This is a genomic window from Candidatus Poriferisocius sp. (genome assembly GCF_965219775.1).
Classification (GTDB): Bacteria; Actinomycetota; Acidimicrobiia; order Acidimicrobiales; family Bin134; genus Poriferisocius.
Genome location: NZ_OZ244793.1, coordinates 1,172,713 through 1,197,421 on the forward strand (window position 1 = coordinate 1,172,713; position 24,709 = coordinate 1,197,421).

At 69.8% G+C, this 24,709-nt stretch carries 23 protein-coding genes and 1 tRNA gene; 5 read left to right on the top strand and 19 right to left on the bottom strand.

Annotated elements, in window-relative coordinates; all coding sequences use genetic code 11:
* Positions 1-65: 65 nt before the first annotated feature.
* Entirely contained in the window at positions 66-1,274 is a 1,209-nt protein-coding gene (locus ACOQPQ_RS05385) for an ATP-binding protein (RefSeq protein ID WP_420638418.1), read from the bottom strand.
* 143 nt (positions 1,275-1,417) lie between these two features.
* On the opposite strand from ACOQPQ_RS05385, the gene ACOQPQ_RS05390 reads away from it, so the two are divergent.
* Positions 1,418-2,401: an LLM class flavin-dependent oxidoreductase gene (locus ACOQPQ_RS05390; RefSeq protein WP_420638419.1), complete on the top strand. Its 984-nt coding sequence runs from the start codon at positions 1,418-1,420 to the stop codon at positions 2,399-2,401.
* A 40-nt stretch (positions 2,402-2,441) separates the two neighbouring features.
* Positions 2,442-3,374, top strand: coding sequence for a hypothetical protein (locus ACOQPQ_RS05395; protein ID WP_420638420.1), 933 nt, complete (start codon positions 2,442-2,444; stop codon positions 3,372-3,374).
* On the opposite strand, the gene ACOQPQ_RS05400 is transcribed toward ACOQPQ_RS05395, so the two are convergent.
* From ACOQPQ_RS05400 to lgt, 9 genes are all read right to left on the bottom strand, one after another.
* Positions 3,363-3,438: transfer RNA gene (locus ACOQPQ_RS05400), tRNA-Gly, on the bottom strand. The genes ACOQPQ_RS05395 and ACOQPQ_RS05400 overlap by 12 nt on opposite strands.
* 120 nt (positions 3,439-3,558) lie before the next feature.
* Complete coding sequence (locus tag ACOQPQ_RS05405; RefSeq protein WP_420638421.1) at positions 3,559-4,197, bottom strand: DUF4202 domain-containing protein; 639 nt, start codon at positions 4,195-4,197, stop codon at positions 3,559-3,561.
* A gap of 5 nt (positions 4,198-4,202) precedes the next feature.
* Positions 4,203-4,430, bottom strand: coding sequence for a hypothetical protein (locus tag ACOQPQ_RS05410; protein WP_420638422.1), 228 nt, complete (start codon positions 4,428-4,430; stop codon positions 4,203-4,205).
* Complete coding sequence (locus tag ACOQPQ_RS05415; RefSeq protein ID WP_420638423.1) at positions 4,430-4,777, bottom strand: hypothetical protein; 348 nt, start codon at positions 4,775-4,777, stop codon at positions 4,430-4,432. The genes ACOQPQ_RS05410 and ACOQPQ_RS05415 overlap by 1 nt, the downstream gene beginning before the upstream one ends.
* Before the next feature lie 51 nt (positions 4,778-4,828).
* The gene (locus ACOQPQ_RS05420) at positions 4,829-5,728 is read right to left on the bottom strand and encodes a DNA-formamidopyrimidine glycosylase family protein (RefSeq protein ID WP_420640361.1); all 900 of its coding nucleotides are present in this window, start codon (positions 5,726-5,728) and stop codon (positions 4,829-4,831) included.
* Positions 5,725-6,957: a trans-sulfuration enzyme family protein gene (locus ACOQPQ_RS05425; RefSeq protein ID WP_420638424.1), complete on the bottom strand. Its 1,233-nt coding sequence runs from the start codon at positions 6,955-6,957 to the stop codon at positions 5,725-5,727. The genes ACOQPQ_RS05420 and ACOQPQ_RS05425 overlap by 4 nt, the downstream gene beginning before the upstream one ends.
* On the bottom strand, positions 6,947-8,152 hold the full coding sequence (metX, locus tag ACOQPQ_RS05430) for a homoserine O-acetyltransferase MetX (RefSeq protein ID WP_420638425.1): 1,206 nt from the start codon (positions 8,150-8,152) through the stop codon (positions 6,947-6,949). The genes ACOQPQ_RS05425 and metX overlap by 11 nt, the downstream gene beginning before the upstream one ends.
* A 311-nt stretch (positions 8,153-8,463) precedes the next feature.
* The gene (locus ACOQPQ_RS05435; protein WP_420638426.1) at positions 8,464-9,603 is read right to left on the bottom strand and encodes a DEAD/DEAH box helicase; all 1,140 of its coding nucleotides are present in this window, start codon (positions 9,601-9,603) and stop codon (positions 8,464-8,466) included.
* A gap of 92 nt (positions 9,604-9,695) precedes the next feature.
* A complete protein-coding gene (gene lgt, locus ACOQPQ_RS05440; protein WP_420638427.1) occupies positions 9,696-10,610 on the bottom strand; it encodes a prolipoprotein diacylglyceryl transferase in 915 nt (304 codons plus the stop codon).
* An 82-nt stretch (positions 10,611-10,692) separates the two neighbouring features.
* On the opposite strand from lgt, the gene ACOQPQ_RS05445 reads away from it, so the two are divergent.
* On the top strand, positions 10,693-11,148 hold the full coding sequence (locus ACOQPQ_RS05445; RefSeq protein WP_420638428.1) for a nuclear transport factor 2 family protein: 456 nt from the start codon (positions 10,693-10,695) through the stop codon (positions 11,146-11,148).
* A gap of 16 nt (positions 11,149-11,164) precedes the next feature.
* Positions 11,165-11,950, top strand: coding sequence for an SDR family oxidoreductase (locus tag ACOQPQ_RS05450; RefSeq protein ID WP_420638429.1), 786 nt, complete (start codon positions 11,165-11,167; stop codon positions 11,948-11,950).
* Between the two features lie 25 nt (positions 11,951-11,975).
* On the opposite strand, the gene ACOQPQ_RS05455 is transcribed toward ACOQPQ_RS05450, so the two are convergent.
* The 3 genes from ACOQPQ_RS05455 to ACOQPQ_RS05465 form a co-directional block, all read right to left on the bottom strand.
* Positions 11,976-13,637 (bottom strand): alpha-amylase family glycosyl hydrolase, encoded by a 1,662-nt coding sequence (locus ACOQPQ_RS05455; protein WP_420638430.1) that lies wholly within the window; start codon positions 13,635-13,637, stop codon positions 11,976-11,978.
* Position 13,638: 1 nt separating this feature from the next.
* Complete coding sequence (locus ACOQPQ_RS05460; protein WP_420638431.1) at positions 13,639-14,733, bottom strand: Zn-dependent alcohol dehydrogenase; 1,095 nt, start codon at positions 14,731-14,733, stop codon at positions 13,639-13,641.
* 158 nt (positions 14,734-14,891) lie between these two features.
* Positions 14,892-17,657 carry a vitamin B12-dependent ribonucleotide reductase gene (locus tag ACOQPQ_RS05465; protein WP_420638432.1) on the bottom strand — a complete coding sequence of 922 codons (2,766 nt, stop codon included), beginning with the start codon at positions 17,655-17,657 and terminating at the stop codon, positions 14,892-14,894.
* Positions 17,658-18,010: 353 nt separating this feature from the next.
* Between ACOQPQ_RS05465 and ACOQPQ_RS05470 the strand changes: the two genes are divergently transcribed.
* Positions 18,011-18,823 carry a dihydrofolate reductase family protein gene (locus ACOQPQ_RS05470; RefSeq protein WP_420638433.1) on the top strand — a complete coding sequence of 271 codons (813 nt, stop codon included), beginning with the start codon at positions 18,011-18,013 and terminating at the stop codon, positions 18,821-18,823.
* Here the strand turns inward: ACOQPQ_RS05470 and ACOQPQ_RS05475 are convergent.
* From ACOQPQ_RS05475 to dapF, 6 genes are all read right to left on the bottom strand, one after another.
* Positions 18,820-19,161, bottom strand: coding sequence for a hypothetical protein (locus ACOQPQ_RS05475; protein WP_420638434.1), 342 nt, complete (start codon positions 19,159-19,161; stop codon positions 18,820-18,822). The genes ACOQPQ_RS05470 and ACOQPQ_RS05475 overlap by 4 nt on opposite strands.
* Positions 19,162-19,301: 140 nt before the next feature.
* Positions 19,302-20,378 carry a succinyl-diaminopimelate desuccinylase gene (gene dapE, locus ACOQPQ_RS05480; protein WP_420638435.1) on the bottom strand — a complete coding sequence of 359 codons (1,077 nt, stop codon included), beginning with the start codon at positions 20,376-20,378 and terminating at the stop codon, positions 19,302-19,304.
* A 126-nt stretch (positions 20,379-20,504) separates the two neighbouring features.
* Complete coding sequence (locus ACOQPQ_RS05485; RefSeq protein ID WP_420638436.1) at positions 20,505-21,329, bottom strand: 2,3,4,5-tetrahydropyridine-2,6-dicarboxylate N-succinyltransferase; 825 nt, start codon at positions 21,327-21,329, stop codon at positions 20,505-20,507.
* On the bottom strand, positions 21,326-22,471 hold the full coding sequence (locus ACOQPQ_RS05490; protein ID WP_420638437.1) for a pyridoxal phosphate-dependent aminotransferase: 1,146 nt from the start codon (positions 22,469-22,471) through the stop codon (positions 21,326-21,328). Before ACOQPQ_RS05490 ends, ACOQPQ_RS05485 begins: the two co-directional genes overlap by 4 nt.
* An 8-nt stretch (positions 22,472-22,479) precedes the next feature.
* Positions 22,480-23,862 (bottom strand): GTPase HflX, encoded by a 1,383-nt coding sequence (hflX, locus tag ACOQPQ_RS05495; RefSeq protein WP_420638438.1) that lies wholly within the window; start codon positions 23,860-23,862, stop codon positions 22,480-22,482.
* Positions 23,859-24,671 carry a diaminopimelate epimerase gene (dapF, locus tag ACOQPQ_RS05500; protein WP_420638439.1) on the bottom strand — a complete coding sequence of 271 codons (813 nt, stop codon included), beginning with the start codon at positions 24,669-24,671 and terminating at the stop codon, positions 23,859-23,861. Before dapF ends, hflX begins: the two co-directional genes overlap by 4 nt.
* Between the last annotated feature and the right edge of the window lie 38 nt (positions 24,672-24,709).

Consider the following 24,709-nt stretch of genomic DNA (forward strand, 5'->3'; position numbering starts at 1 on the left):
GGCGATACCGACCGTTCCGGCTTCAACGAAAGGCTGGCCGCAGCGCACCGGCATCAACCACCACGTCAGGTGCGTCGGCGGACCGGGGCAGCAGGCAGTTCGGGCATCACCCGTTTGAGGTACTGGTCGAACTGGGGCACGGTGAAGGCCGCGTAGCCGTGCTCGGTGGTGTACAGGAGGCCCTTCTCGATCAACTGCCTTCGAGTGCCGCCACATTGCTGGGACGTCCGGTCGAGTTGCCGGGCCACATCGCTCGCGAGTTGGGGTTCGGGACCGAGTTCCGCCATGGCCCTCAGGTACGAACGCTGCAACTCGGTGGCCCGGTCAAGGCGTACCTTGAAGAATCCTGAGTCCAACTTTTCCTCCACGACAACCCGGGCGTTTTCCACATCGCCCAGCGTGATCTCCGGGCCGGGAGAGATATCCCACGCTGCCTGACCCAACTCCTGCAGGAAATACGGGTAGCCCTGCGTGAAGACGAGGGCGTGCTCGAGGGCCTCCTCGCTGAACCGAACGCCAAGCGAGGCTGCGGGCTCGCTCAGGACTCGCTTGGCATCGCTGTCGTCGAAGCTGCCGATTTCCGGGAACTTGAACAGTCGCTCCGCGTAGGTTTTCGCTTCCCCGACGAGTTCATGGATCTGGGGCAGTCCGGCGGCTGCCATCGTGACCGGCAGGGCGCGTTGCACCGTCTTGTGCAGGGCCGCGATCAACGCCTCCATCTGCGCCTGGTCCAGGAAGTGAATCTCATCCAGCAGGAGCGCCACCCCGGTCTGCTTGTCCTTGGCCGCCTCGCCCAGACCGATGAGGAGATCGGTGAGGTCGGCATCCAGGACTCCGCTGTCGGCATATCCGGCGGCCGGACCCCCGTCCAGGCCCACCGTGAGTCGTCCCTCAGGGTCGATGCTCATGGTGAATGACTTCAGCAGGGCACCGACCCGCCTGGTCTTGTCGGTCCACTTCGCCCGGGGAGCAATGTTGTGGAGCACTTTACGCACCTCGCGGGCAAGCACCCGTCGAAACTGGTCCTCGTCTCCCTTGGCCACCTCAATTTCGACGACCTTCCATGATTCCTCCTCGGCGATCTTGCGGAACTCGCCCAACAGCACCGTCTTGCCGACGCCGCGAAGTCCGGTCACGACCAGCGACTGCTCGGTGCGGCCTGCGGCCAAGCGCCGCAGGAGCACCTGGAAGGCCTCCAGCTCAAGATCACGTCCGATGAGAGCGGGCGGTCGCGCCCCGGCATTGGGGGTGTAGGGATTGGAGCTGCGGTCCACGCCTTCAGCCTAGCGGCGTTTTGCCAGAGTATTTGGGGTTTTCTGACTTTCGGAAAACCTTGGCAATTTTGATAATTCTGGGCGGGGCCGGGGGTCAGGGGGTGGCGGGCGACCTTCCAGGGGGCAGGAAGTAGGGTCGGGGGATGTTCACCGCCCGATTCGAGCTGCGGGTGCCCCCGTTTGCCGACACCACCCACGCCCAACTGCACCGCGAGTACCGGGACATGGTCTCGTGGTGTGACGACAACGGCATCGCCACCGTCATCGTGTCGGAGCATCACGGGGCCGAGGACGGGTTCATGCCCTCACCACTGGTACTGGCCGCCGCCGCGTTGGCCCGCACCGACAACATCACCGTGGCGGTGTCGGCCTTGCTGCTACCCCTGCACGACCCCATCCGGGTGGCCGAGGACATCGCCACCATCGACCTGATGGCCCCCGGTCGCCTGTCGGTGACCATGGGGGTGGGCTACCGGGAGTTCGAGTTCGACATGTTCGCCAAGGACCGCACCCGACGGGGCCGAGACACCGAGGAGGCCATCGAACTGATCCTGCGGTGCTGGTCGGGCGAACCGTTCGAGTATCAGGGCCGCACCATCCGGGTCACCCCCAAGCCGGTCACCGAACCCCATCCCGTGCTGATGGTGGGCGGCTCGGTCCCGGCGTCGGCCCGACGGGCAGCCCGGCTGGGCCTGCCCTTCTCCCCCTCCACCCCCGACCAGTCACTGGCCGACCTCTACTACGCCGAGGCCGCCCGCCTGGGCTACGAGACCCCGTTCGCTATCGTGCCCGACGGCCCCTCCATGGTGATGGTCACCGAGGATCCCGAACGCACCTGGGCGGCCATCGAGCGCCACGCCCTGTACGACGCCGCCCTCTACGCGAGCTGGCAGTACGACGACCATCACAACCTCACGGCGGTGGACGCCCACGACGTGGCCGGACTGGCGGCCAGCGGCCAATGGGAGGTGCTCACCCCCGAGGGCTGCGCCCAGTTGGTGCGGGACAAGGGAAGCGCCATGTTGCACCCCCTGGCGGGGGGCATCGACCCGGCCATCGGCTGGGAGAGCTTGGAGTTGGTGAAGCACCAGGTCATGCCCCTCTTGGCCGACGACCCCGGTGGATGAGCACATGACCACGGATGAGCCGAGGCCGGTGGATGAGCCGATGACGGAGCATGAGACTCCTCGACGCTTGTTGAGCGACGACGAGTTGGCCGCGCTCAGCCGGCCACCCCGAGCCGAGTTCGCCTTGGCCTTGGACAACAGCCCCACCGCCGCGGTGGAGGTGTTGCGACGCATCGACCGGTCGTACCGGAACTTCATCGACGGCTTCGGCACCTGGATCACCGTCACCTGGGCCTTTGTGGCCGAGCGGTACGGCGCCGAGGGACTGGCGCGGGTGGGCTCGGCCGACGACGGGTACCGCTCGGCTCTGCTGCACGGGCTGACCGACGAGGACGTCATCGGCCGCCTCCGCACCGACCGGGCCGACCGCATCGCTCGGCTCATCGACCAGGGAGACCACCAGGCCGCCCTGGCCCACTACGACGACCTGGAGGCCGGCTACCGCCGGATCCACGACGTGGAGCGCGACCGGGTGGCCTCGGTGCTGTCGCAGGTGTACCGGGCGTGGGGGGCCGACGTGTTGATGGACAGCATCCGCTTCGCCGGCGAGCAGACCCTGCTGGGGTGGATGCCCCAGGATCGGGCCCGACCCCCGGAGGTGCGGGTGCGCCAGTGGGCGGCCATGCAGAAGGGCAACTTCACCGACATCACCGTGGAGGAGACCGACGATGCCTTCGTGATCACCCTCCACCCGTGCGGCACCTGTGGGCGTCAGGTGTCCGACGGCTGCTACGGCCAAACCATGGACTTGGCGGTGGTGACCGAGGACCATCCCCTCACGTTCGGCCAGGGACCGGTGCCCATCTACCGAGCCCACGTGGCCGTCATGCACCACTGGGTGCCGATGGAGCGCATCGGGGTGCCGTGGCCGGTGATCCAATGCCCGGCGGGAATGGAGGCCGAACCCTGCCGGGTGGTGCTGTACAAGGATCCCGACACGCTGCCCGACGAGTTACCCGACTGGAGCGGATGACCGGGCTCGAACCGGCGACCTACACCTTGGCAAGGTGTCGCTCTCCCAACTGAGCTACATCCGCAGGGTTGCCCATCATAGCAACACCGGGTTCGGGGGCCGATAACTTTTGCCGGTGGCCCGGTTACGGGGACAGCCGGGTGGCACGGCGGGGACGTACGGGCAACGGCCGACGGCCCGAGGCTCAACCCCCGAACTCGCTCAGCACCCCGGCCAGCACCGCACCCGCCCGGTCGCCCACCGGGAGGCCTCGGGCGATGGTCCGGGCGGTGGGACTCATCTTGGCCAGGGTCTTGGCCAGCACCTGGGCCATGTGGTCGTCGCCCAACTTGTCGGTCAGGGCGTCGAACTGGGTTTGGAGAAACACCAGGCACAGGGCGTCCTCGTGGGTCTGGACCCGTGGGTCGGTGCCCAGGCCCTTCTTGGTGACGATGGCGGAGACGTCGGCGGCGAACGCGGCGTCGTAGCCCACGGCGGTGACGATGTCGGCCACCTCGGCGGCGTGGCGCTTGCCCTGGGCGGCCCGCCACCGCAGGTAACCGGCCCGGCCGTCGGGATAGTCGGTGCGGGCCAGCACCCAACGCCGCAGGTGGTGGGCGCGGGCGGCCACCCGCTGGGCGTCGTCGGCGTGAGGATCAAGGTGCAGCAACCACTCCGTCATCAACTCGGCGTGGGCCTGCTCCTTGGGTCGAACGGCCCCGTCCACCTCGAGGGTGTGCGGGTCGTCGGAGTTGGCCTCGTCGATGGCCGCCAGCGCGGCCTCCAGCCGGGAATTGGACGCGACCGACTCCGGGCCGGGATCAGCGTCGGCCTCAGCACCCACGACGGTCAACCATCTTGGGGCGGACGCAGGTCCACCCGCAGGACCAAGATGCCGTCCTCGACGGCACCGGTGGCGTCACCGATGATGGCGAAGTCCTGAAAGTCCTCCTGGGCCCGGCGGATGAACAGGGTTCGCTCCTCTCCCCCCACCGGGGGCAGCGGGCGACTTCTCACCGCCTCGGCTCGCTCCCGAAACCGAGTGATCATCGCGTCCACATCCAGTTCGTCGGCCATCACCCCACGGTATCGCCTGGTTCGCAAGGATCGGACGCATCCACGTCGTCGGAAGCCCCCTCTTCGTCCGACGCCGGACGGTCGCCGGTGCGCACCCAGTAGACGAAGGTGCCCAGCAAGGCCACGGCGGCCACGGTGATCAACAGGGCCATCACCAACCGGATCTCGTCGTCGGAATCGGCGGGTGCGTCGGCGGGCTCCACCGGGGGCGGTTGGGTTTGAGCCCACGCATCGGGCGGACCCACGCCCCCGGCCACCGACCCTCCGGCGGCGGCCGCCAACAGCAGAGCCACCGCCAACAGCAGAGCCACCGCCAGGCCCGCCGGCACCAGCCACTTGCTTCCCACGACGTTCAGTCTCGCGCAGCCCCTGCCCGATGAATGCCCCCCTGGTGACACTCATCGCTGGTGGTACGGGCAGGAGTAGGTGGTGCGGCCGCCGATGGTACGGCGGTCCAGCAACTCGGCGTCTCGGGGGCACGACCCGCCACGAATGCGGGCCACCTGCAGGTCGCCGGTGTGCGAGCCGCCCCGTTCGGCCAATTCGGCGAGCGTGGCGGAGATTTCCCGAGCCAGCCGCTGGTGCTCGGCTGGGCTCAGCGATTTCGACTCCCGAGCCGGGTCCAGCCCGGCGCGCCACAGGATCTCGTCCACCAGCAGGTTGCCCAGCCCGGCCACCCGACGCTGGTCGAGCAACCGGGCCTTCAGCGGGCTGTGGCTGCCCTCCAGGGCAACGGCGAGCTGTTCGGGCGTCAACGCCAGAGCGTCGGGACCGAGCCCATGCTCGTCGGGTTCCAGCTCCACCCCGCCCAGGCGGCGGGGGTCGATCACCACCAGGGCGCCGCCGTCGGAGAACTCCAACCCGAACCGCCGCCACTGCGGCACATCCCGGACGCTGCCGTACACCAGCCGATCGATCACCGCGTGGCCGTCCACCTCCAGCCGCCCGGTCATACCGAATCGCACCCCCAGCACAACGTCCGGCAGAAGGCGGGAGCGGGCGCCGGTGTGGGCGCCAGGGACGGGGTCAATGGCCCGGTCGGGGCGGTCCGGCATCGTGGCCTTGTGAGGGGCCGACACCAAGTCCAGCATCAGGAGCTTGCCCGCACGGCGCACCTCGACCACCGTTGCGCCCCCCAAGGCCTGCTTCAGGGCGACGGCGTCGGCCCCTCCCTTGATGAACCAGTCATCGGGCGCGTGCACCTCGGCCACCGTGCGCCCCACCGTGGCCGATGCCGCCCGGCGGTAGTACTCGACCTCGATGATCTCCGGCAGGGGAATCGACCTCGTCCGCCTCAGGCAGCATCGACGGCTTGCAGCAGGTCGGCCACCACGTCGTCGCCGTGCTCCAGACCGACGGAGACCCGGATGGTGCCCGCCCCGATGCCCGCCGTCTCCAACTCCTCGGGGGTCAGCCCGGCGTGGGTGGTGGACGCCGAATGGGACACCAGGGTCTCGGGGCCGCCCAGTGACGGGGCGATCTGGGCCAACCGCACCGCGTCCACGAATCGTTCCCCGGCCGGGTGTCCCCCGGCCAGGTCGAAGGTCAACAGGCCGCCGAACAGCCGCATCTGCCGCTTGGCCAGTTCGTGCTGGGGATGGCAGGCCAGGCCGGGATAGCGCACCGCGGCCACGCCGGGATGCTCCACCAGGGCCTCGGCGGCCTGCTGGGCGGTGGCGCTCTGGCGCTCCAGGCGAACGCCCAGGGTCCGCAGGCCCCGCAGGCCGTTCATGGCGTCGAACGGGGCGGCGTTGGCCCCCTGCAGCACGGCGAACCCCCACAGCGAGGCGATCAACTCGGCGCTGCCCGAGACCACCCCCAAGGTGGCATCGTTGTGGCCGCCGATGCCCTTGGTGGCCGAGTGCAGGCTCAGGTCCACCCCGTAGTCCAACGGCCGGGTGATGCTCGGCGGGGCGAAGGTGGCGTCCACCACGGTCAGCGGTCCGACGATGGCCCCCAACGCCTCCAGGTCCACCAACTCCAAACGGGGATTGGCCGGACTCTCGGCCCACACCAACATGGTCCGCCCCGGTTGCACGGCGGCGGCAAAAGCCCCCGGCTCGGTGCCGTCCACGAAGGTCACCTCGATCCCGAATCGGGGGCACACCGCCTGGAGCAGGAACTGGGTGCCCGAGTAGAGCTGCCGCTGGGCCACGATGTGGTCGCCCGCCGAACACAGGCCGAGTACGACACCGCTCACCGCCCCCATGCCCGACGCATATGCCCGGGAGGCCTCGGCCCCCTCCAGCTCGGCCATGGCCTCCTCGAAAGCGGCCACGGTGGGATTGCCGTTGCGGGTGTAGTAGCGGCTCTCGGTGGGATCGAGGGCCATGCGCCGGCTGTCGGGAAGCGAGGGGAGGCGGAAGGTGGTGGCGGGATGCAGCGTGGGGGCCAGCTCCGGGCCGCCGGTGCGGCGGCCAGCCAGGATCGCCACCGTGTCGGGATGACAGAACGCCGCCGGATCGGGGGCGGGCACCGCCCAGGGTGGGGCGTCGTCGGTCGGCTTCGGGGCTGCGTCAGCTTGCACCGCTGCCCACCTTGTCGAGGAAGTCGCTGATGGCCTGGCCCACCGCTTCCACCTCCAGGAGGAAGCCGTCGTGGCCGTGGGGGCTGTCCACCACCGTGTAGACGCACCGGCCGCCGGCGGCGACCACCGCGTCGTGGAGTTCCACCTGCTGGCGGGGCGGGTACAAGGTGTCGCTGGTGATGCTGAGCGACAGCACCGGCGAGGTGATCCGGGCGGCGGCCGCGGCCAGCCCACCCCGGTCCCGGCCGATGTCGTGCAGGTCCATCACCCGGTTGAGCACCAGGTAGGTGTTGGCGTCGAACCGCTTCACCAGCTTCTCCCCGTGGTAGTCGAGGTAGGACTCCACCTGGAACCGATCCCACTTGCCGTACACCGAGCGGGTGTCGAACAGCTCCCGCCCGAAGCGGTCCTCGAACACCTCGTCGGACCGGTAGGTGATCTGGGCCAGGGAGCGGGCGATGGCCAGCCCGGCATGGGGACCCTGGCCGGGCGGATTCCGGTAGTAGTCGCCCCCCCGCCAGTGGGGATCCAAGGCCAGTGCGGTACGGCCCACCGCCGACCAGCCGATCTGCTGGGCGCTGGCCGCCATGCACCCGGCCAGCGAGCACACCGACCCCACCCGCTCGGGGAACATCACCCCCCACTCCAGGGCCTGCATGGCCCCCATGGAGCCTCCCACCACGGTCAGCCACCGCCCGATGCCCAGGTGGTCGGCCAGGCGGCGCTGGCTGCGCACGATGTCGCGCACGGTGAGCGTGGGGAACGACGAACCGTACGGGCGCCCGGTGTCGGGGTGGGGCGAGGACGGCCCGGTGCTGCCCTGGCAGCCGCCCAACACGTTGGCGCACACCACGAACAACTCGTCGGTGTCCAGCGCCTTGCCCGGTCCCACCATCTCTCCCCACCAGCCGGGGGTGGGGTGGCCACGGCCCGCCTCGCCGGTCACGTGGGAATCCCCGGTCAGGGCGTGGCAGATGAGCACCGCGTTGGCCCCGTCGGGGTCGAGGGTGCCCCACGTCTCATAGGCCAGGGTGACCTCCCGCAGGGCCCCGCCTCCCTCCAGCTCGAACAGGCGGGGACGGTCGAGAGTGAAGAACCGGCGGTTGCCCGCCGGGTCGCCGGGCTGCCAGGCACCGGTTACCGGCAGGTCGGTGCTGTAGTTGCGGGGATGCTCGGGGCGGCTCCCGTCGGACACGGTCTTCCCTTCGTCTGGTTGTGGGAGGGCCACCGGTTCCGTTGCCGACGAGCACGGACACTTGGTTGCCTCCGGCGGCGCCGGAGACCACATCCCCCGCCGAAGCGGGTGAGCACCTTGGGTGTCCCTCCCAGGTTGCCGGACCCCCCGACTGAGCCCACGGCTTGCGTGACCTCAGGCGGCGGGCCGCTCTCGATGTACCGCACCAGGGTAGCGGGGTGCCTATTGGCGGCTCAACACATTTGGCTCAGCACTCTTGGCGGGACGCCGACGGAACGCCCGGTACCCCGGGGTAACGGATGGCTGGAGGGCTAGACGACCTCGGCCACCGGATCCCAGCGATCCAGGGCATCCAGGCGGCCGTCGTTGGAGAACATCTCCACGATGGGCACGTCCAACGCCAGGCGACGCTGCAGCCGCTTGACCTCCAACTCCTCGTTCCACAGCGACAGGGTGACCGCCATGCCCGACTCGCCGGCTCGGGCCGTGCGCCCCGAGCGGTGCAGATACGTCTTGTGGTCGGGCGGCGGGTCGTAGTGGATCACCACGTCCACGTCGTCGATGTGCAGTCCCCGGGCAGCCACGTCGGTGGCCACCAGGGCCTGAATGTCGCCCGACGAGAACCGGGCTAACGAACGCTCCCGGGCCTTTTGACGGAGGTCGCCGTGGATGGGTTCGGCCCGCACGTCCTCGGCCTTCAGCTTGCGGCTGAGGCGATCACAGCCGTGGCGGGTGGCGGAGAACACCAGCGTGCGGTTGGAGGCCCGGATGATGGCCGCGGCCACTTTGACCTTGTCCATCTCGTGGACGGCCACGAAACGGTGCTGCATCTCGTCGACGGTCACCTGTCGGGACTGCACCTCGTGGCGGACCGGATTGGTCTGGTAACGGCGGACCAACCCGTCCACCGCCCCGTCGAGGGTGGCGGAGAACAGCAGGGTCTGATGGCGGGAGTCCACATGGCGCAGGATCCACTCCACCTGGGGCAAGAACCCCATGTCGGCCATGCGGTCGGCCTCGTCCACCACCACCACCTCCAGCTTGGCCACCGAGACCACTTGGCGATCGATGAGGTCGATCAGGCGTCCGGGGGTGGCCACGATGATGTCCAACCCGGCCTTGATCTGCTTGATCTGGGCCTCCATGGCCGCCCCGCCGTACACCGGGGCCAGCTCGAGGCCCCGCACCCGGGCCAGAGGGCGGAGTTCCTTGGCCACCTGCACGGCCAACTCCCGGGTGGGCACCAACACCAATCCGCGCACCCGACGGCGCTCGGCATGGGAGAGGTTCTCCACCAGGGGCAGGCCGAAGGCCAGGGTCTTGCCCGAGCCGGTCTTGGCCTTGCCGCACACGTCCCGACCGGCGAGCGCGTCGGGGATGGTGAGAGCTTGGATGGGGAACGGGGTGTGGATGCCCCGCTCCTGGAGGGATGTGGCCAAGTCGGTGGCCACACCCAAAACGCGGAATTCTTCTGTCATCTTTGGGTCCGGGCTGCGAAAGGAAGCGGAATGATCGGCGAGCCCGCAGGTTCAGGATACCGGATTCAGGCCTCCGAAGTGATGTTCTGCGCGGTGTCTTGTTCCTCGTGATCCTCGTGGGCCTCGTGTTCGGGGGCACCGTGTTCGGGGGCACCGTGTTCGGGGGCACCGTCGCCGAGGGATTCTGAGTCGAGGGCCTCGTCTTGGCTGCCTCGGCGCCAGAGCAGGAACACCACCGAGCCCGCGATGAGGGCCAGCATCACCCAGATGTTCACCCGCACCCCGGCCAGCTCGCTGGCGAAGTCCACCCGGATGGTCTCGATCCAGAGGCGGCCCAGGGCGTACCCCAGCACGTAGAGCCCGAACAGGCGACCGGGCTTGAGCGTGAACCGCTTGGACACCCACAACAGCACCCCCATCAGGGCCAGGTTCCAGATGCACTCGTACAAGAAGGTGGGGTGGAAGGTCTCGTCGGCCCGATACTTGTCCGGGCGGTAGCGAGGGTCGATCTCCAAGGCCCACGGCAGGTCGGTGGGCCGCCCGTACAGCTCCTGGTTGAACCAGTTGCCCCACCGCCCGATGGCCTGGCCCAACGGCAGGGCGGGGGCCACCGAGTCGGCGACGTCCGACAGCGGGATCTTCTTGGCCCGGGCGAATACCCACATGGCCAGGGCCGCGGCCATGACCGCGCCGGGGATGCCCAGCCCCCCCTCCCAGATCTGCCAGGCCTCCCCCCAATTGCCCCTGAACGACTTCCAGTCGGTGATCACGTGGTAGACCCGGGCGCCGATCAGCCCGGCGATCACCGCCCACACCGTGGCCGAGGTGGCCAGATCGGGGGAGTGGCCCCGCTGGGTGAACCGCCGGGAGAACAACCAGGCCGCGGCCACCACGCCCAGGGCGATCATCAGTCCGTAGGCCCGCAACTCCAAAGAGCCGATGTCCAGACTTCTCCAACTGGGGCTGGGAATGGATGCCATCACCCCGCGAGTTTGCCACGACCGGGGGGCCGGACCGCTCATCTTGGGTCTCCCGGTGTTCGCTTTGGGTAGATTTCTGCCCATGAGCGACAGCACCCGATTGATCGAGAACCTCCTCTACACCTACGCCGAGCGGATCGACGCCGGAGATCTGGAAGGGGTGGCCGACCTGTTCGCCCACGGCCGCATCGTGACCACCCCGGAGGCCCCGGTCACCGAGGCGGCGGTGGGCCGAGAGGCGGTGTTGGGCATCTACCAGAACTCCACCCGTCTGTACCCCTGCGGCACGCCCCGCACCAAGCACGTGACCACCAACGCCATCATCGAGGTCGACGACGAGGCCGGCACCGCGGCGGCCCGCTCCTACTACACCGTGTTCCAGCAGCTCGACGACTTCCCCCTGCAGCCCATCATCACCGGCCGCTACCACGACACCTTCCACCGCCCCGACGGCACCTGGTGGTTCGACCAGCGGATCATGCTGGTGGACCACCTGGGCGACCTCAGCCGCCACCTGTTGTTCGAACTCGAGCTCTAGGCCACGGGGAGGACTCATGACGGAACTGACGCCCACCAACCTGTTCACCCTGGAGGGCAAGACCGCCCTGGTCACCGGGGGTGGACGGGGCATCGGGGCCATGATCGCCGAGGGCCTGTTGGGGGCCGGGGCCCGGGTGATCATCGCCTCGCGCCGCCAGGACCAACTCGACGAGGCCGTGGAACAGCTCTCGGCCATCGGCCCGGTGGAGGCCGTCGCCGCCGATCTGTCCTCCGAGGAGGGCTGCGGGGGCCTGGCCGACGCGGTGGGCGAGCGAACCGACCGGCTGGACATCCTGGTGAACAACGCGGGCGCCACCTGGGGGGCGCCGATGGCCGAGTTCCCCGATTCGGCCTGGGATCGGGTGATGAACCTGAACGTGAAGGGGGTGTTTCAGCTCACCGTGGCTCTGCTGCCCTTGCTGGAGGCAGCCGCCTCCCCCGACGATCCCGCCCGGGTTATCAACATCGGTTCGGTGCAGGGGTTGCACGCCCCCGACATCGAGAACTACTCCTACTCGGCCAGCAAGGCGGCCGTCCACCACATGAGCGTGGTGCTGGCCAAGAAGCTGGGGCCCCGCCACATCACGGTGAACGCGGTGGCGCCCGGCCCGTTCTACACCAAGATGATGGCCCACACCCTGGACACCTTCGGCGAGGAGATCACCGCGGCCACCGCCCTGGGACGCCTCGGGCAGCCCGCCGACATGGCCGGGGTGGCCGTGTTCCTGTCGGGACGGGCGGGCTCCTACGTGACCGGCGCGGTCATCCCGGTGGACGGCGGCTTCGTCACCACGTTGTAGGGCCCCCCTGAGCCAGCCGAGCCCCTCAGGCCTCGCCGGGCTCGGCCACCAACAGCAGTCCCTCGGGCGCCTCCAGCGTGAGTTCGCCTTCGACCACCGGCCCGGCCTCACGCTGGGAGGAGAACGCCACCCGCCACCGTCCCGGCGGCAGGGCCAGCTCCTTCGGGTCGTCGGCCACGTTGAGGGCGCACACGCAGTCGCCCCGCCGGAAGCTGATCACCGGTGCGGGCCGGTCGGTGAGCCACTCCAGCTCGGCGTGGTGGAGGTCGGTCAGCTCCCGCCGGAGCGCCAGCAACTCCCGGTACTTGGCCAACGCCGAGCCGGGGTCGTCACGCTGAGCGGCCACGGTGTCGGCCGGGGCCCGGCCCACGGGCAGCCACGGTTCGTCGGCGTCGGTGAAGCCCCCGGTGGGCCCCGGCGCCCACGGCATGGGGGTGCGGCAGCCGTCCCTTCCGTCGGCGGGGTTCTGGTTGCGGACCGCCACCGGGTCCTGACACTGCTGGGGGGGCACGTCCACGTCGTCGAGGGCCAGCTCCTCACCCTGGTAGAGGAAGGGCAATCCGGGCAGGGCGAACTGCAGCACGGCATAGGACAGCGCCCGAGCTCGACCCAGCGCTCCCCCGCCCAACCGGGTGGGGGCCCGGGGGTCGTCGTGGCTGCTCAGCGCCCAGGAGAGGTCACGGGGAGCGGCGTCGAGGGCGTCGCGAAACGTGGACCACAGCGCCGCCGGTTCCCAGGGCGTGTGCATGGGAGCGAAGTAGAAGGCCCGGTGCAGGCCGTCCTGGTGGGTCACGTAGCGGCTCACCCGGTCGGGATTGTTCTCCCGCAGGTAGACCTCCCCCAGCAACAGGGCGTCGCGGGGCTCCACGATGTTGCGCCAGCGACGGTAGATGGCGGTGACGCCCGCCTGGTCGAGGTCGTAGCGGTGGTCGTAGCAGGCCCAGGCCTGGCGGGGGCTCATGTCGGGGGTGACCGGGAAGCGCTGGGGGTTGTCGGGCATGAGCATGTTCTTGACCAGGCCGTGGGCCACGTCCACCCGGAACCCGTCCACGTGGCGGTCCAGCCAGAACTCCAGTATCTGGTCGAACTCCCGCACCAGACGCGGGTTGGACCAGTTCAGGTCGGGCTGCTCGGGCAGAAACAGGTGCAGGTAGTACTGCCCCGACGCTTCGTCGAGGGTCCAGGCCGGGCCGCCGAAATGCGACACCCAGTTGTTGGGGGGACCGCCCCCCGGACCGGGATCCCGCCAGTGGTAGTAGCCCCGCCAGTAGCCGTCGGGATCGGACCGGGACGACTGAAACCACCGGTGCTGGTCGGAGGTGTGGTTGGGCACCAGATCGACGAGCACCCGCAGGCCCAGCCGATGGGCCTCGGCGACGCAGGCGTCGAAGTCGGCCAGCGTGCCGAACAGGGGATCGACGTCGGTGTAGTCGGCCACGTCGTAGCCGAAATCGGCCATGGGCGAGGGGTAGAAGGGGGTGATCCACACGATGCCGATCCCCAGCCAGGCCAGGTAGTCCAGCTTGTCGGTCAGGCCGACGAAGTCACCCACCCCGTCGCCGTTGCCGTCGGCGAACGACCGGATGTACACCTCGTAGCCGACTTCTCGATCCCACCAGCGCAGGTTCTCGGCCGCTGCGGGCCACTGGGTCGCCGTCGAACCGCCCGCTGCGGTGGGGGTGCTCATCTCAGTTGAAGGCGATGACGCTTCGGACCACGTCGCCCGCCTTCATGGCGGCAAAGCCGTCGTTCACGTCGTCGAGGGTGATGGTGGCCGACACCATCTCGTCGAGCATGAGTCGTCCGTCGAGGTAGAGGTCCACCAGGCGGGGCATGTCCACCCGGAACACGTTGGAGCCCATCAGGGAACCCTGGAGCCGCTTCTCGGACATGAACAGTTCCTGGCCCTCGATCTGGACCTTGGTGCCTGGCGGGATCATGCCCATCACCGTGGCCGTTCCCCCTCGGCGGATCATGGCGAAGGCCTGCTGGGCGGTGAGGGCCAGGCCGATGGCCTCGAACGAGTAGTCCACGCCACCACTGGTCAGCTCCATCACCTGCGCCACCGGGTCGCCGTCGGCGGGATTGACGGCGTGGGTCGCCCCCAGCCGCAGGGCGGTGTCGAGCTTTCGGGATTCCAGGTCCACGGCGATGATGGCGGTGGCCCCGGCGATGCGGGCGGCCTGGACCGCCGACATGCCCACGCCGCCGCAGCCGATCACCGCCACCGTCGAGCCGGGGCCCACCTCGGTGGTGCGGAACACCGCCCCGGTGCCGGTGGTGACGCCACAGCCGATGAGCGCGGCCCGATCCAGGGGCATGTCGGGGCGAATCTTCACCAGGGCGTTCTCGTGGACCAGCATCTCCTCGGCAAACGACGACAAATGCGCGAACTGGTACACCTCTTGGCCACCACGGCTGAGCCGGGGAGGCTCCTCGGCGGTGCGCACGCACTCCACCCGACTGCGGACACACAGGTACGGCTGCCCGCCCAGACACACCTCGCAGCGCCCGCAGAACACCGACAGACAGCAGATCACGTGATCGCCGGGCTGCACCTCCCGCACGTCGGGCCCCACCGCCTCGACCACCCCGGCGGCCTCGTGGCCCAGCACCACCGGACGTTCCACGTCCCAGCCATCCGTTTCCATGAAGTGGAGATCGCTGTGGCACAACCCCGACGCCGCGGTGCGTACCAGCACCTCGCTGCCCGTCGGGGCGGCCACCTCAACCTGGTCCACCACCAGCTCGTCGTGCTCCTCCAACAACAGCGCTGCCCTCATGGGTACCTCCCCCTCGGCGGCCACCGGAATCCCGGCGGGCCGGCAATCTCATCGGCAATGTACTCGGCCACTTCGTCGGCAACCGCAATTGCCGCCCCCTCCCCCCTCTCGGGGTCGGCCACCGGGGTCGACCGCTGGGTTGAGCAAGCGGGGTCGGCTCAGGAGCAGCCGGAGGTGGACCCGCAGTCGGGACAGGCGTGGCAGGAGCCCGCTCGGACCATGAACACGCCGCAGTCCGAGCACAAAGGGGCATCGGTGGGCGGCGAGGACGGGCGACCGGGGAGTGTCGGGGGGTCGGGCTTGGTGCCGTGGGTGGACATGGGCACGCCCACCTGCTCTTCCACTCCGGGCAGGGTGGGTTGCTTCCGCTCGTCGGTGGTGTAGACCCCCAGTTCCCGGCGTTCGTCCAGGCCCAGGTACTCCACCGCCAGGCGGCGGAACAGGTAGTCGATGAGGCTGGTGGCGATGCGGATGTCGGGGTCGTCGGTCATCCCGGCCGGTTCGAAGCGCATTCCGGTGAAGGCGTCTACGTAGGCCCGCAGCGGCACCCCGTACTGGAGGCCGTGGCTGACCGCCATGGCGAAGGCGTCCATGACCCCGGCCAGCGTGGAACCCTGCTTGGACACCCGCAGGAAGATCTCGCCGGGGCGGCCGTCCTCGTACTCCCCCACGGTGGCGAAACCCTTGCAGTCGGCCACCCGGAACTCGAAGGTGCGGCTGGTGCGGGTGCGGGGCAGCCGTTGCCGCTGCGGCACCGCCGCCGGTGCGTCGGGTCCGGCGTCGGAGGTGCCCTCGCTCGCCGTGGAGCCGTCGCTCGCCGCAGAGCCGTCGGACACCGTGGAGCCGTCGGACACCGAAAGGGGCTGGCCCACCTTGCAGTTGTCCCGGTAAACGGCCAGGGCCTTGACCCCCATCTGCCAGGCGTCCACGAAGAGCTGTTCGATCTCGGCCGCCGTGGTGTCCTCGGGAACGTTGACGGTCTTGCTGATGCCCCCCGACAGCCAGGGTTGCACCGCGGCCATCATGGCGACGTGGCCGTTGGGCGAGATCACGTTGTCGCCCATGGAACAGGCGAACACCGGGAGGTGGTCGGCATCCAGGTGCGGGGCACCCACCACCGTGCCGTGCTCGTGGACATGGGTCACGATCTCGGCCACCTGATCGGGCGGATACCCCAATCGGAACAGGGCCCGGCCCACCGTTTGGTTGACCAGGGCCACGGTGCCACCCCCCACCAGCTTCTTGGTCTTGACCAGACCCAGGTCGGGCTCGATACCGGTGGTGTCGCAGTCCATCATGAACGAGATGGTGCCGGTGGGGGCCAGCACGGTGGCCTGTGAGTTGCGGACCCCGAAGGTGTCGCCCCATTCCACCGCCGCGTCCCACGCCGCCCGGGCCGCGCCCAGCACTTTCGCTGGCACCGGCTCACCCTCCAGGCGGTTCAGCGCGTCACGGTGCATGTGGAGCACCCGCCGGGTGGCGTCACGGTTTTGGGCGAAGCCCTCAAAGGGGCCCAGTTGGGCGGCCATGCGCCCCGAGGCCTCGTAGGCCACCCCTGTCATCAACGCGGTGATGGAGGCGGCCACCCCCCGGCCCTCGTCGGAGTCGTAGGCCAGACCCAAGGCCATGAGCATGGCCCCGAGGTTGGTGTAGCCGAGACCCAGTTGCCGGAACCGGCGGGTGGTGTCCCCGATGGGTTCGGTGGGATAGTGCGACGGGCCGACCAGGATCTCCTGGGCCACGGTCATCACCCGCACGGCGGCGCTGAACCCCTCGACGTCGAACTCGTTGTCGTCGTCCACGAACGCCAACAGGTTCAAGCTGGCCAGATTGCAGGCCGAATTGTCGAGGTGGAGGTACTCCGAACAGGGGTTGCTGGCGGTGATGCGGCCCGATTCGGCGGCGGTGTTCCAACGGTTGATGGTGGTCTCGAACTGCACCCCGGGGTCGGCGCACTCCCAGGCGGCCTCGGCCATCTGGGTCAGAAGCGACCGGGCCGACACCGTCTCCACCACCTCGCCGCTGGTGCGGGCGGTGAGCTGCCAGTTGTCGTCGTTGACCACCGCCGACATGAAGGCGTCGCTCAGTCGGACCGAGTTGTTGGCGTTCTGGTACTGGATGGAGTGGCTGTCGGCCCCGTCCAGATCCATGTCGAAGCCGGCGTCCCGCAGGGCCCGGGCCTTGCGTTCCTCGATGGCCTTGCACCAGATGAACTCGGCCACGTCGGGATGGTCGGCGTCGAGCACCACCATCTTGGCCGCCCGCCGCGTCTTGCCGCCCGACTTGATGGTGCCCGCCGAGGCGTCGGCGCCCCGCATGAAGCTCACCGGGCCGCTGGGGGTGCCCCCGCCGCTCATCGTCTCGCGACGCGACCGGATGCGGCTCAGGTTGACCCCGGCGCCCGACCCTCCCTTGAAGATGCGGCCCTCCTCCCCGTACCAGTCGAGGATGGACTCCATGGTGTCGTCCACCGACAGGATGAAGCAGGCCGACGACTGGGGCACCGCGCCGGGAACCCCGAGGTTGAACCACACCGGGGAGTTGAACGCCGCCCGCTGGTGGACCAACAGCCAGCGGAGCTCGTCGGCGAAAGCGGCCGCCTCCTCGGGTTCGTCCAGGTGGCCCGATTCGGTGCCCCAGGCCACCAGGGTGTCCACCACCCGGTCGATGACCTGGCGCAACGAGGTCTCCCGCTCCGGGGTGCCCAGCCCGCCCCGGAAGTACTTCTGGGTGACGATGTTGCCCGCGTTCACCGACCAGCCGGCGGGGAACTCCACGTTCTTCTGCTCGAAGGCCACCGTGCCGTCGGCTCCGGTGATGCGGGCGTCGCGGCGAAGCCACTCGACCTGCTCGTAGGGGTGCACGTCGGGACGGCTGAAGTGACGGCTCAGGCCGATTCTGGTGCGGTCAGATGCCAGAGCCATCAGCACTCCTCACGGGAATGCCGCTCGGCAAGGCGCATTCCCCTGGTCCATTCTATTCCCGGAAATCGAGGCTGCGGCATGAGTGGCCAGGTCAAAGGGGCCTCGTCATGAGGCGTGTCTGCACCGAACACGCTCCCCCGCCGAATTGACGGGCTGAACCCCTCAAGGAGTCGCCTGAACCCCACTATGGTCATCGGCGCCAACCACCATTCCGGCCACTCACGCCGCAGCGGTAGGTCACGGTAGAGCAAGAGGCCTGTGGACGGTAAGGAGAAACAGGGGTATTGCCTGTGGATTTCAGGTGAATTTCCGAAGGACTGCCGGACCGGGGGGCCTGCTACGGTCACCGGCAGGTGGATCAGCTTCTCCCCGAGTTCGTCGGCGACGTGGACCCCATTGCTCTCTACGGCGCCGACCGCCGCGTGCCCCCTGAGGACCGCCCGTGGCTGATGTTGAACATGGTGACCTCGGTCGACGGCGCCACCTCGGCCGACCAGGTGTCGGGCACGCTGTCGAGCCCCGGCGACCGGCGGGTGTTCGCCGCCATCCGGGCGGTGGCCGATGTGATCCTGGTGGGGGCCGAGACCGTGCGCCGAGAGGGCTACGGCCCGCCCAGGGCCCATCCGGCGGCGGCCGCCGCCCGAGCGGGCCGCAAGCAGGCCCCGAGACCGCGCCTGGCCGTGGTGAGCGGGTCCCTGGACCTGGACTTCGCTGCCCCCCTGTTCGACGACGACCCGCCACCGCTGCTGTTCACCGGGGCAGAACCGCCCGCGGACCGCCTGGCCCGAGCCGAGGCCACCGCCGACGTACACCGGTTGGGCAACGAGCGGGTGGAGCCCGCGCACACCTATCGACCGGGCACCCCACGGGTGGAACGGGCGGACTCCCACCGACCGGGCACCCCTCGGGTGGAGGCGGCCGCGGTGGTGGCCCGGCTGGGTCAGTTGGGGGCGCAGGTGGTGTTGGCCGAGGGTGGGCCCCGCCTGAACAGCCAGCTCGTGGCCGAAGGGCTGGTGGACGAGCTGTGCTGGACCATCTCGCCGCTGTTGGCCGGGGGCGACAGCGCGCGCTTGGTCGAAGGCGGCCCACCCGGACTGGCACACCTGCGATTGGCCCGCGTGCTGGTCCACGACCACAGCCTGTTCCTGCGTTACCTCACCCATTAGCCGGCTTCTCCCGCCCACCGGTCGTCGGCGTTCAACGGGAGGGCGGTGTCGCCCACGATGACGAATGCGGGCTCGGGGCGCGACAACCCCGCGGGATCGTCGGGATTGAGCGTGACGCCGAGGTGGCCGGCCAGTAGCGCACTGGCCCACAGCACGAGCAACAGCGCTCCGACGGCCAAGGCCCGTCGGAACCAGTAGACCGCCACCGGAACCGGTCGGACCGCGAGGCGATGGGTGGGCGCCGCAACCAGCGGGCGATGAACCGCCGGTTGGGGCAGGCCCGGTTGGGACAAGGCCGCCTGGGAGTAGGCCGGTTGGGAGAGCGTTTGTCGGTACATGGGTAGAGCCATGCGACCATTGTCCCGACGGTGGTGACAGTATGGGGCCCGCGGGCAGGAAATCGGCCCGTGACCTGGCTGTTTGCCGTTCCCTCGAGAAATTCAGCCGGGCAATTCGGCCGAACAAATGGGCCGGTGAGTCACCCGAGCAGTTCGGGGGCGGTGAGCAGTCCCCGCAGACAGTGCCGATACCGCTCGACGTCGGCCCGGTGGACCCGCTCCTGGGCGGTGTGGGCCAGCGTGGGATCGCCGGGGCCGAAGTTGGCCGCGGGAACCCCCCGCTCGGCGAAGAAGGCCACGTCGGTCCAACCCAGTTTGGCCCGAACCTCCAGTTGATGGTCCCCGATGAGCCGCTGCAGTACCGGATGACCCAAACCGGGCGCCGCCGCCGGAGAACTCTCGGACACCTCGAAGCGATCCCCCTCGCCCAGCACCGGCGCCAGAAACTCCCGCACGGCGGCCTCGGCGGCGGAGGCGTTGCGATCGGGGGCGAACCGGTGTCCGAGCGTGACCTCGGCGGCGTCGGGCACCACGTTGCCGGCCACCCCGCCGGCCACCGCCACTGCCTGCAACGACTCCCGATACCGGCAACCGTCGATCTCCGGCGTGCGGGGCTCGTAGGCGGCCACCCGGCTGAGCAGCGGTCCAAGACGGTGAATGGCGTTCTCCCCCATCCACGGTCTCGCCGTGTGGGCCCGGGCGCCGGCCACGGTCACCACCCCCCGGAGCACCCCCTGGCACCCGGCCTCCACTCCCCCGCTGGTGGGTTCGCCCAATAGGGCCACATCGGCCACTAACAGGTCGGGGCGGGCACCGAACAACTCCCGCAACCCGCTGTCGGCGATGCGAACCTCCTCGCGGGCATACACCAGCCAGGTGATGTCCACCGTGGGCTCGTCCACGGCGGCGGCGAGTTCCAGCATCACGGCCAGAGCCGACTTCATGTCGGCCGCCCCGAGGCCCCACAACTCGTCGCCGTCGATGCGGGCCACGGCGTTGCCGTTGGGGGGCACGGTGTCGGAGTGTCCGCCGATAAGCACCCGGTACTTGCGCCCCAGGTCGGTGCGGGCCACCACGTTGTCGCCCACCCGGTCCACGGCGAGCCCGGCCACCGCCCCCAGCCGGGCCTCCACCAGATCGGCCATGGCCCCTTCGTGGTAGGACACCGAGGCCACGTTGACGAGTTCGGCGGCGTCCGCCAACAGGTCGCTGGTCATGCGATCACCGCGGCACGGTCGTGGGCCGGCTCCTCGGGTACGCCGTGTTCGGGTACGTCCCCGGGTACCCATCGGCGTCGGCCCGGTGGGGGCCACGCTCGGGTCGCAGGCCCTGGGGACAACCCATCACGTGGCGGCCCCGTGCTCGCGCAGCACGGCGTTCAACTGGGCCTTGTCGTGGCGCTCGCCGGGCTCCAGTCGACGCAGCACCAGCACGCAGGGCATGCCGAAGGTGCCCCCGTCGAACGAGCGGGGCCTGGTGGCGGCCACGGCCACCGACCAGTCGGGCACCGAGCCCCGCCCCAGCTCCTCTCCCGAGGCGGCGTCGATCACCGGGATCGAGCCGGTGAGCACGCACCCCGCTCCCAGCACCACCCCGTCGCCCAGCCGGGCCCCCTCGGCCACGATGCAGCGGCTGCCCACCAGGCAGTCGTCGCCCACGATCACCGGGGCGGCCTGGGGGGGCTCCAGCACCCCGCCGATGCCCACCCCGCCCGACAGGTGCACGTTGGCCCCGATCTGGGCGCACGAGCCCACCGTGGCCCAGGTGTCGACCATGGAGTTGGCCCCCACCCGGGCGCCGATGTTCACGTAGCTGGGCATCATCACCACGCCCCTGTCCAGGAACGAGCCCCAGCGGGCCGACGCCCCCGGCACCACCCGGACCCCGGCGGCCTGGTAGTCGGACTTGAGGGGAATCTTGTCGGCGTACTCGAATGGCCCCAACTCCGTGGTCTCCATCTCGGCCACCGAGAACAGCAACAAGATGGCCTGCTTGAGCCACTGGTTGACCACCACCGTGCCGTCGTCGGCCACCTCGGCCACCCGGGCCGCCCCGGTGTCGAGCAGGTCGATGGCCTCATGCACCGCCGCCCGGGCCTCGGGATCACCCTCGGTGATGGGGGTGCGGTCGTCCCACAACGCTTCGATCTGACCTTGCAGCGTGCTCATTTGCCCACGGTACCCCCACGCCGGGAGGCCGAACGCTGTTCAAGCCGGTCGATGGCGGCATCGGGGGCCACCGCGGCCACCCGCACGAACCCGGCGCCCGCAGGGCCGTAGAACTCACCGGGGCTGACCAGCGCCCCCAGCTCCTCGGCCATCCGTCGGGCCAGCGACCAACAGTCCCCGTCGTCGGATCGGACCCACAGGTAGAAGCCCCCTTCGGGGAGTCCGCCGCCGGTGCCGAAGGCCGACAGCACCGCGCCCAGGCGAGCCAGCCGGGATCGGTAGACGGCCCGCTGGGTGTCGACGTGGGCGTCGTCGGCCCAGGCGGCCACCGCGGCGGCCTGCACCGGGCCGGGGATCATCAGGCCCGCGTGCTTGCGTACCTCCGACAGGAAGCCGACCAGTTCGGGGTCGCCCGCGTAGAAGCCGGCGCGGGCCCCGGCCAGGTTCGACCGCTTGGACAGCGAATGCACGGCCACCACCCCATCGGCCCCTTGACTAAGGATGCTGAGGTGGTCGCGGCAACACCGCTCGGGGTCCCACACGTATTCGATGTAGCACTCGTCGCTGAACACCGGGACGCGGTGGCGTCGTCCCCATCGGGCCGCGGCCGCCAGGTCGTCGATGGCCCCGGCGGGGTTGCCCGGCGAGTTGACCCACAGGCACAGGCAGCGGTCGATGTCGTCGGGGTCGACGGCGGACAGGTCGAGGCGCCACCGGTCGTCGAGGGGCACCGGGACGGCTCGGCACCCGGCCAGGGTGGCCCCCATGGCGTAGGAGGGGTAGGAGACCGCCGGGTACAACACGGTGTCGCCACCGGGCCGGAGCAGCCGCAGGTAGTGGGGCAGCGAGACGACGAACTCCTTGGTGCCCACGCACCCGGCCACCGCCGCGCCGGTGTGGTCGATCCCGAACCGGCGGGCCAGCCAGCCCAGTGCCGCCTCCCGATAGGCCGGTGACCCCACCGACGGCGGATAGCCCCGTTCAGCGTCCGATCCCGACAAGGCGGCCACCACCTCAGGCGGGGGTGGATCGGTGGGCGCCCCCACCGACAGGTCCACGCACCCCCCGTCGAAGCCGTCGGCCACCGCCCGCAGCTCATCGAGGCGGTCGTAGGGGTAGGGGGGCAGCACGAAACCGGCCACGGGCGCCCCTACCCCACCATCCATTGGGAGAGGCGGGCGGCCGACGCCGGGTCGAGCCGGGCCTGCAGCCGGTAGCCGTCGTCGGTGGTGTCGGTGGTGAGCACCTGACCGGCCCGCTGCACCGCGGCCAGCACCTCACCCCGGGCGTAGGGCACCAACAGCTCCACGATGACCGCGTCGGCCCGCAGGTGGTCGGCCATGGCGGCCAGCAGCTTGTCGGTGCCCTCCCCCGTGGCCGCCGAGATGACCACGGCGTCCTTGTCGGTGCCCAGGGGCACCTGGCGGCCGGCCAACAGGTCGCACTTGTTGTACACCAGCAGCTCGGGCACGGCCCCAGCGCCGATCTCCCGCAGCACCTGGCGCACCGCGGCGATGTGGGCCTCGGGGTCGGCGCCGGAGGCGTCCACCACGTGGAGCAGCAGGTCGGCCTCGGCCACCACGTCGAGGGTGGACCGGAAGGCCTCCACCAACTGGTGGGGCAGCTTCTGGATGAACCCCACCGTGTCGGTGACCAACACCCGCTCCCCGCCGGGTAGCTCCAAGCGACGGGTGGCGGCATCCAGGGTGGCGAACAGGCGGTTCTGCACCAGCACGCCCGAGTCGGTCAGCCGGTTGAGGAGCCGGGACTTACCCGCGTTGGTGTAGCCGACGATGGCCACGGTGTGCTGGGCGGAGCGTCGGCGGCTGCGGCCCTGCACCTGGCGGTTCTTGGTGATGGTGCGAAGCTGGGCCTCCAGCTTGTGGATGCGGCGCTGGATGCGGCGGCGGTCCACCTCCAACTGGGTCTCCCCCGGTCCCCGGGTGCCGATCCCGCCCGCCTGCTGGCTGAACCCTTGGCCCCGGCGCAATCGGGGCAGCCGATAGCGGAGTTGGGCCAGCTCCACCTGGGCCTGGCCCTCCTGGCTGCTGGCGTTCTGGGCGAAGATGTCCAGGATCACCGCGGTGCGGTCGATGGCGGTGCGGCCCAGGAGCTTCTCCAGGTTGAACTGCTGGGCCGGGCTCAGCTCGTCGTCGAACACCACGGTGTCGGCGTCGTGCTGTTCGCACAGGGCCAGCACCTCTTTGGCCTTGCCCGCCCCGATGTAGGTGGCCGGATCGGGGGCCGAGCGGCGCTGGGACACCCGGGCCACCTCGTCGGCCCCGGCGGTGTCGATGAGCTGAGCCAACTCGTCCAGATCGGCGTCGGTGCGGGTCGGGTCGGCCCCACCCAGGGAGACCCCCACCAGCACGATCTGCTCGCGAAACGTTCGTTCGATGAACGCCCCCGACTCCCCCCCGTGGGTGCCGAACCCGCCCCGGTGGGTGGTGTCGTCGGTCTCGTGGACCGGGGCGGAGGCCCTGTGTGACGCGGTGCCGGGGGAATCGCCGGCCCGGCGGGGGCGCTCAGTCACAATTTTTCAGGCTCCACGTACACGGCCGGTCCGATGAGCGTGACGTCGTCCCCCACCAATTGCACCACTACGTCGCCGCCGAGCATGAAGACCTGGAGTTGGGTCCCTACCAATCCCCACTGCCGGGCGGCGCGGGCGGCGGCGCACGCCCCGGTCCCGCACGCCTGCGTCACCCCCACCCCTCGCTCCCACACCCGCAGGTCGATGGCGTCTTCGCCAGGACGCTCGCTGATGAACTGCACGTTGACCCCCCCGGCCTGGGCCGACAATCTCTCGCCGTCAGCGGCCACGTCCACGGCATCCACGTCGGGCACCAGGATCACCAGGTGGGGATTGCCCACATCCAGCCGGGCCATCCGCAAGGCGTGGGGATAATCGATATCAACCGGTTTGCGGCTCATCGTCACCGGCCCCATGTTCACCCAGGCGCGAACCGCCCGAGCATCGTTGACGGACCGGCCCTCCTCGTCCGAATGCACTGACACCTGACGAATGCCGGCGTCGGTGGCGATCATGAGCGAGGCGGCACCACCGTCAGCACGGTCGGGTTGGCGCAGAACCGCTTGGGCCAAACAGCGGATGCCGTTGCCGCTGATCTCGGCCCGGCTGCCGTCGGCGTTGAACAGCACCATGGTGATGTCGATGTCCGCATCGGGGTCACCAGGCAGTCCGAAGATCAAGCCGTCGGCCCCCTCGCCCCCGGTCCGGTCACACCACCGTTTGGCCAGCTTGTCCGGGTCGGCGGGCAACTCGTCCTCCAGGGCGATCAGAAACTCGTTCCCCAAGCCGTGGTGCTTGGTGAGCCGCATCACTCCAGTCTGGCAAGGGCTGCGCGGCGATGGGCGTA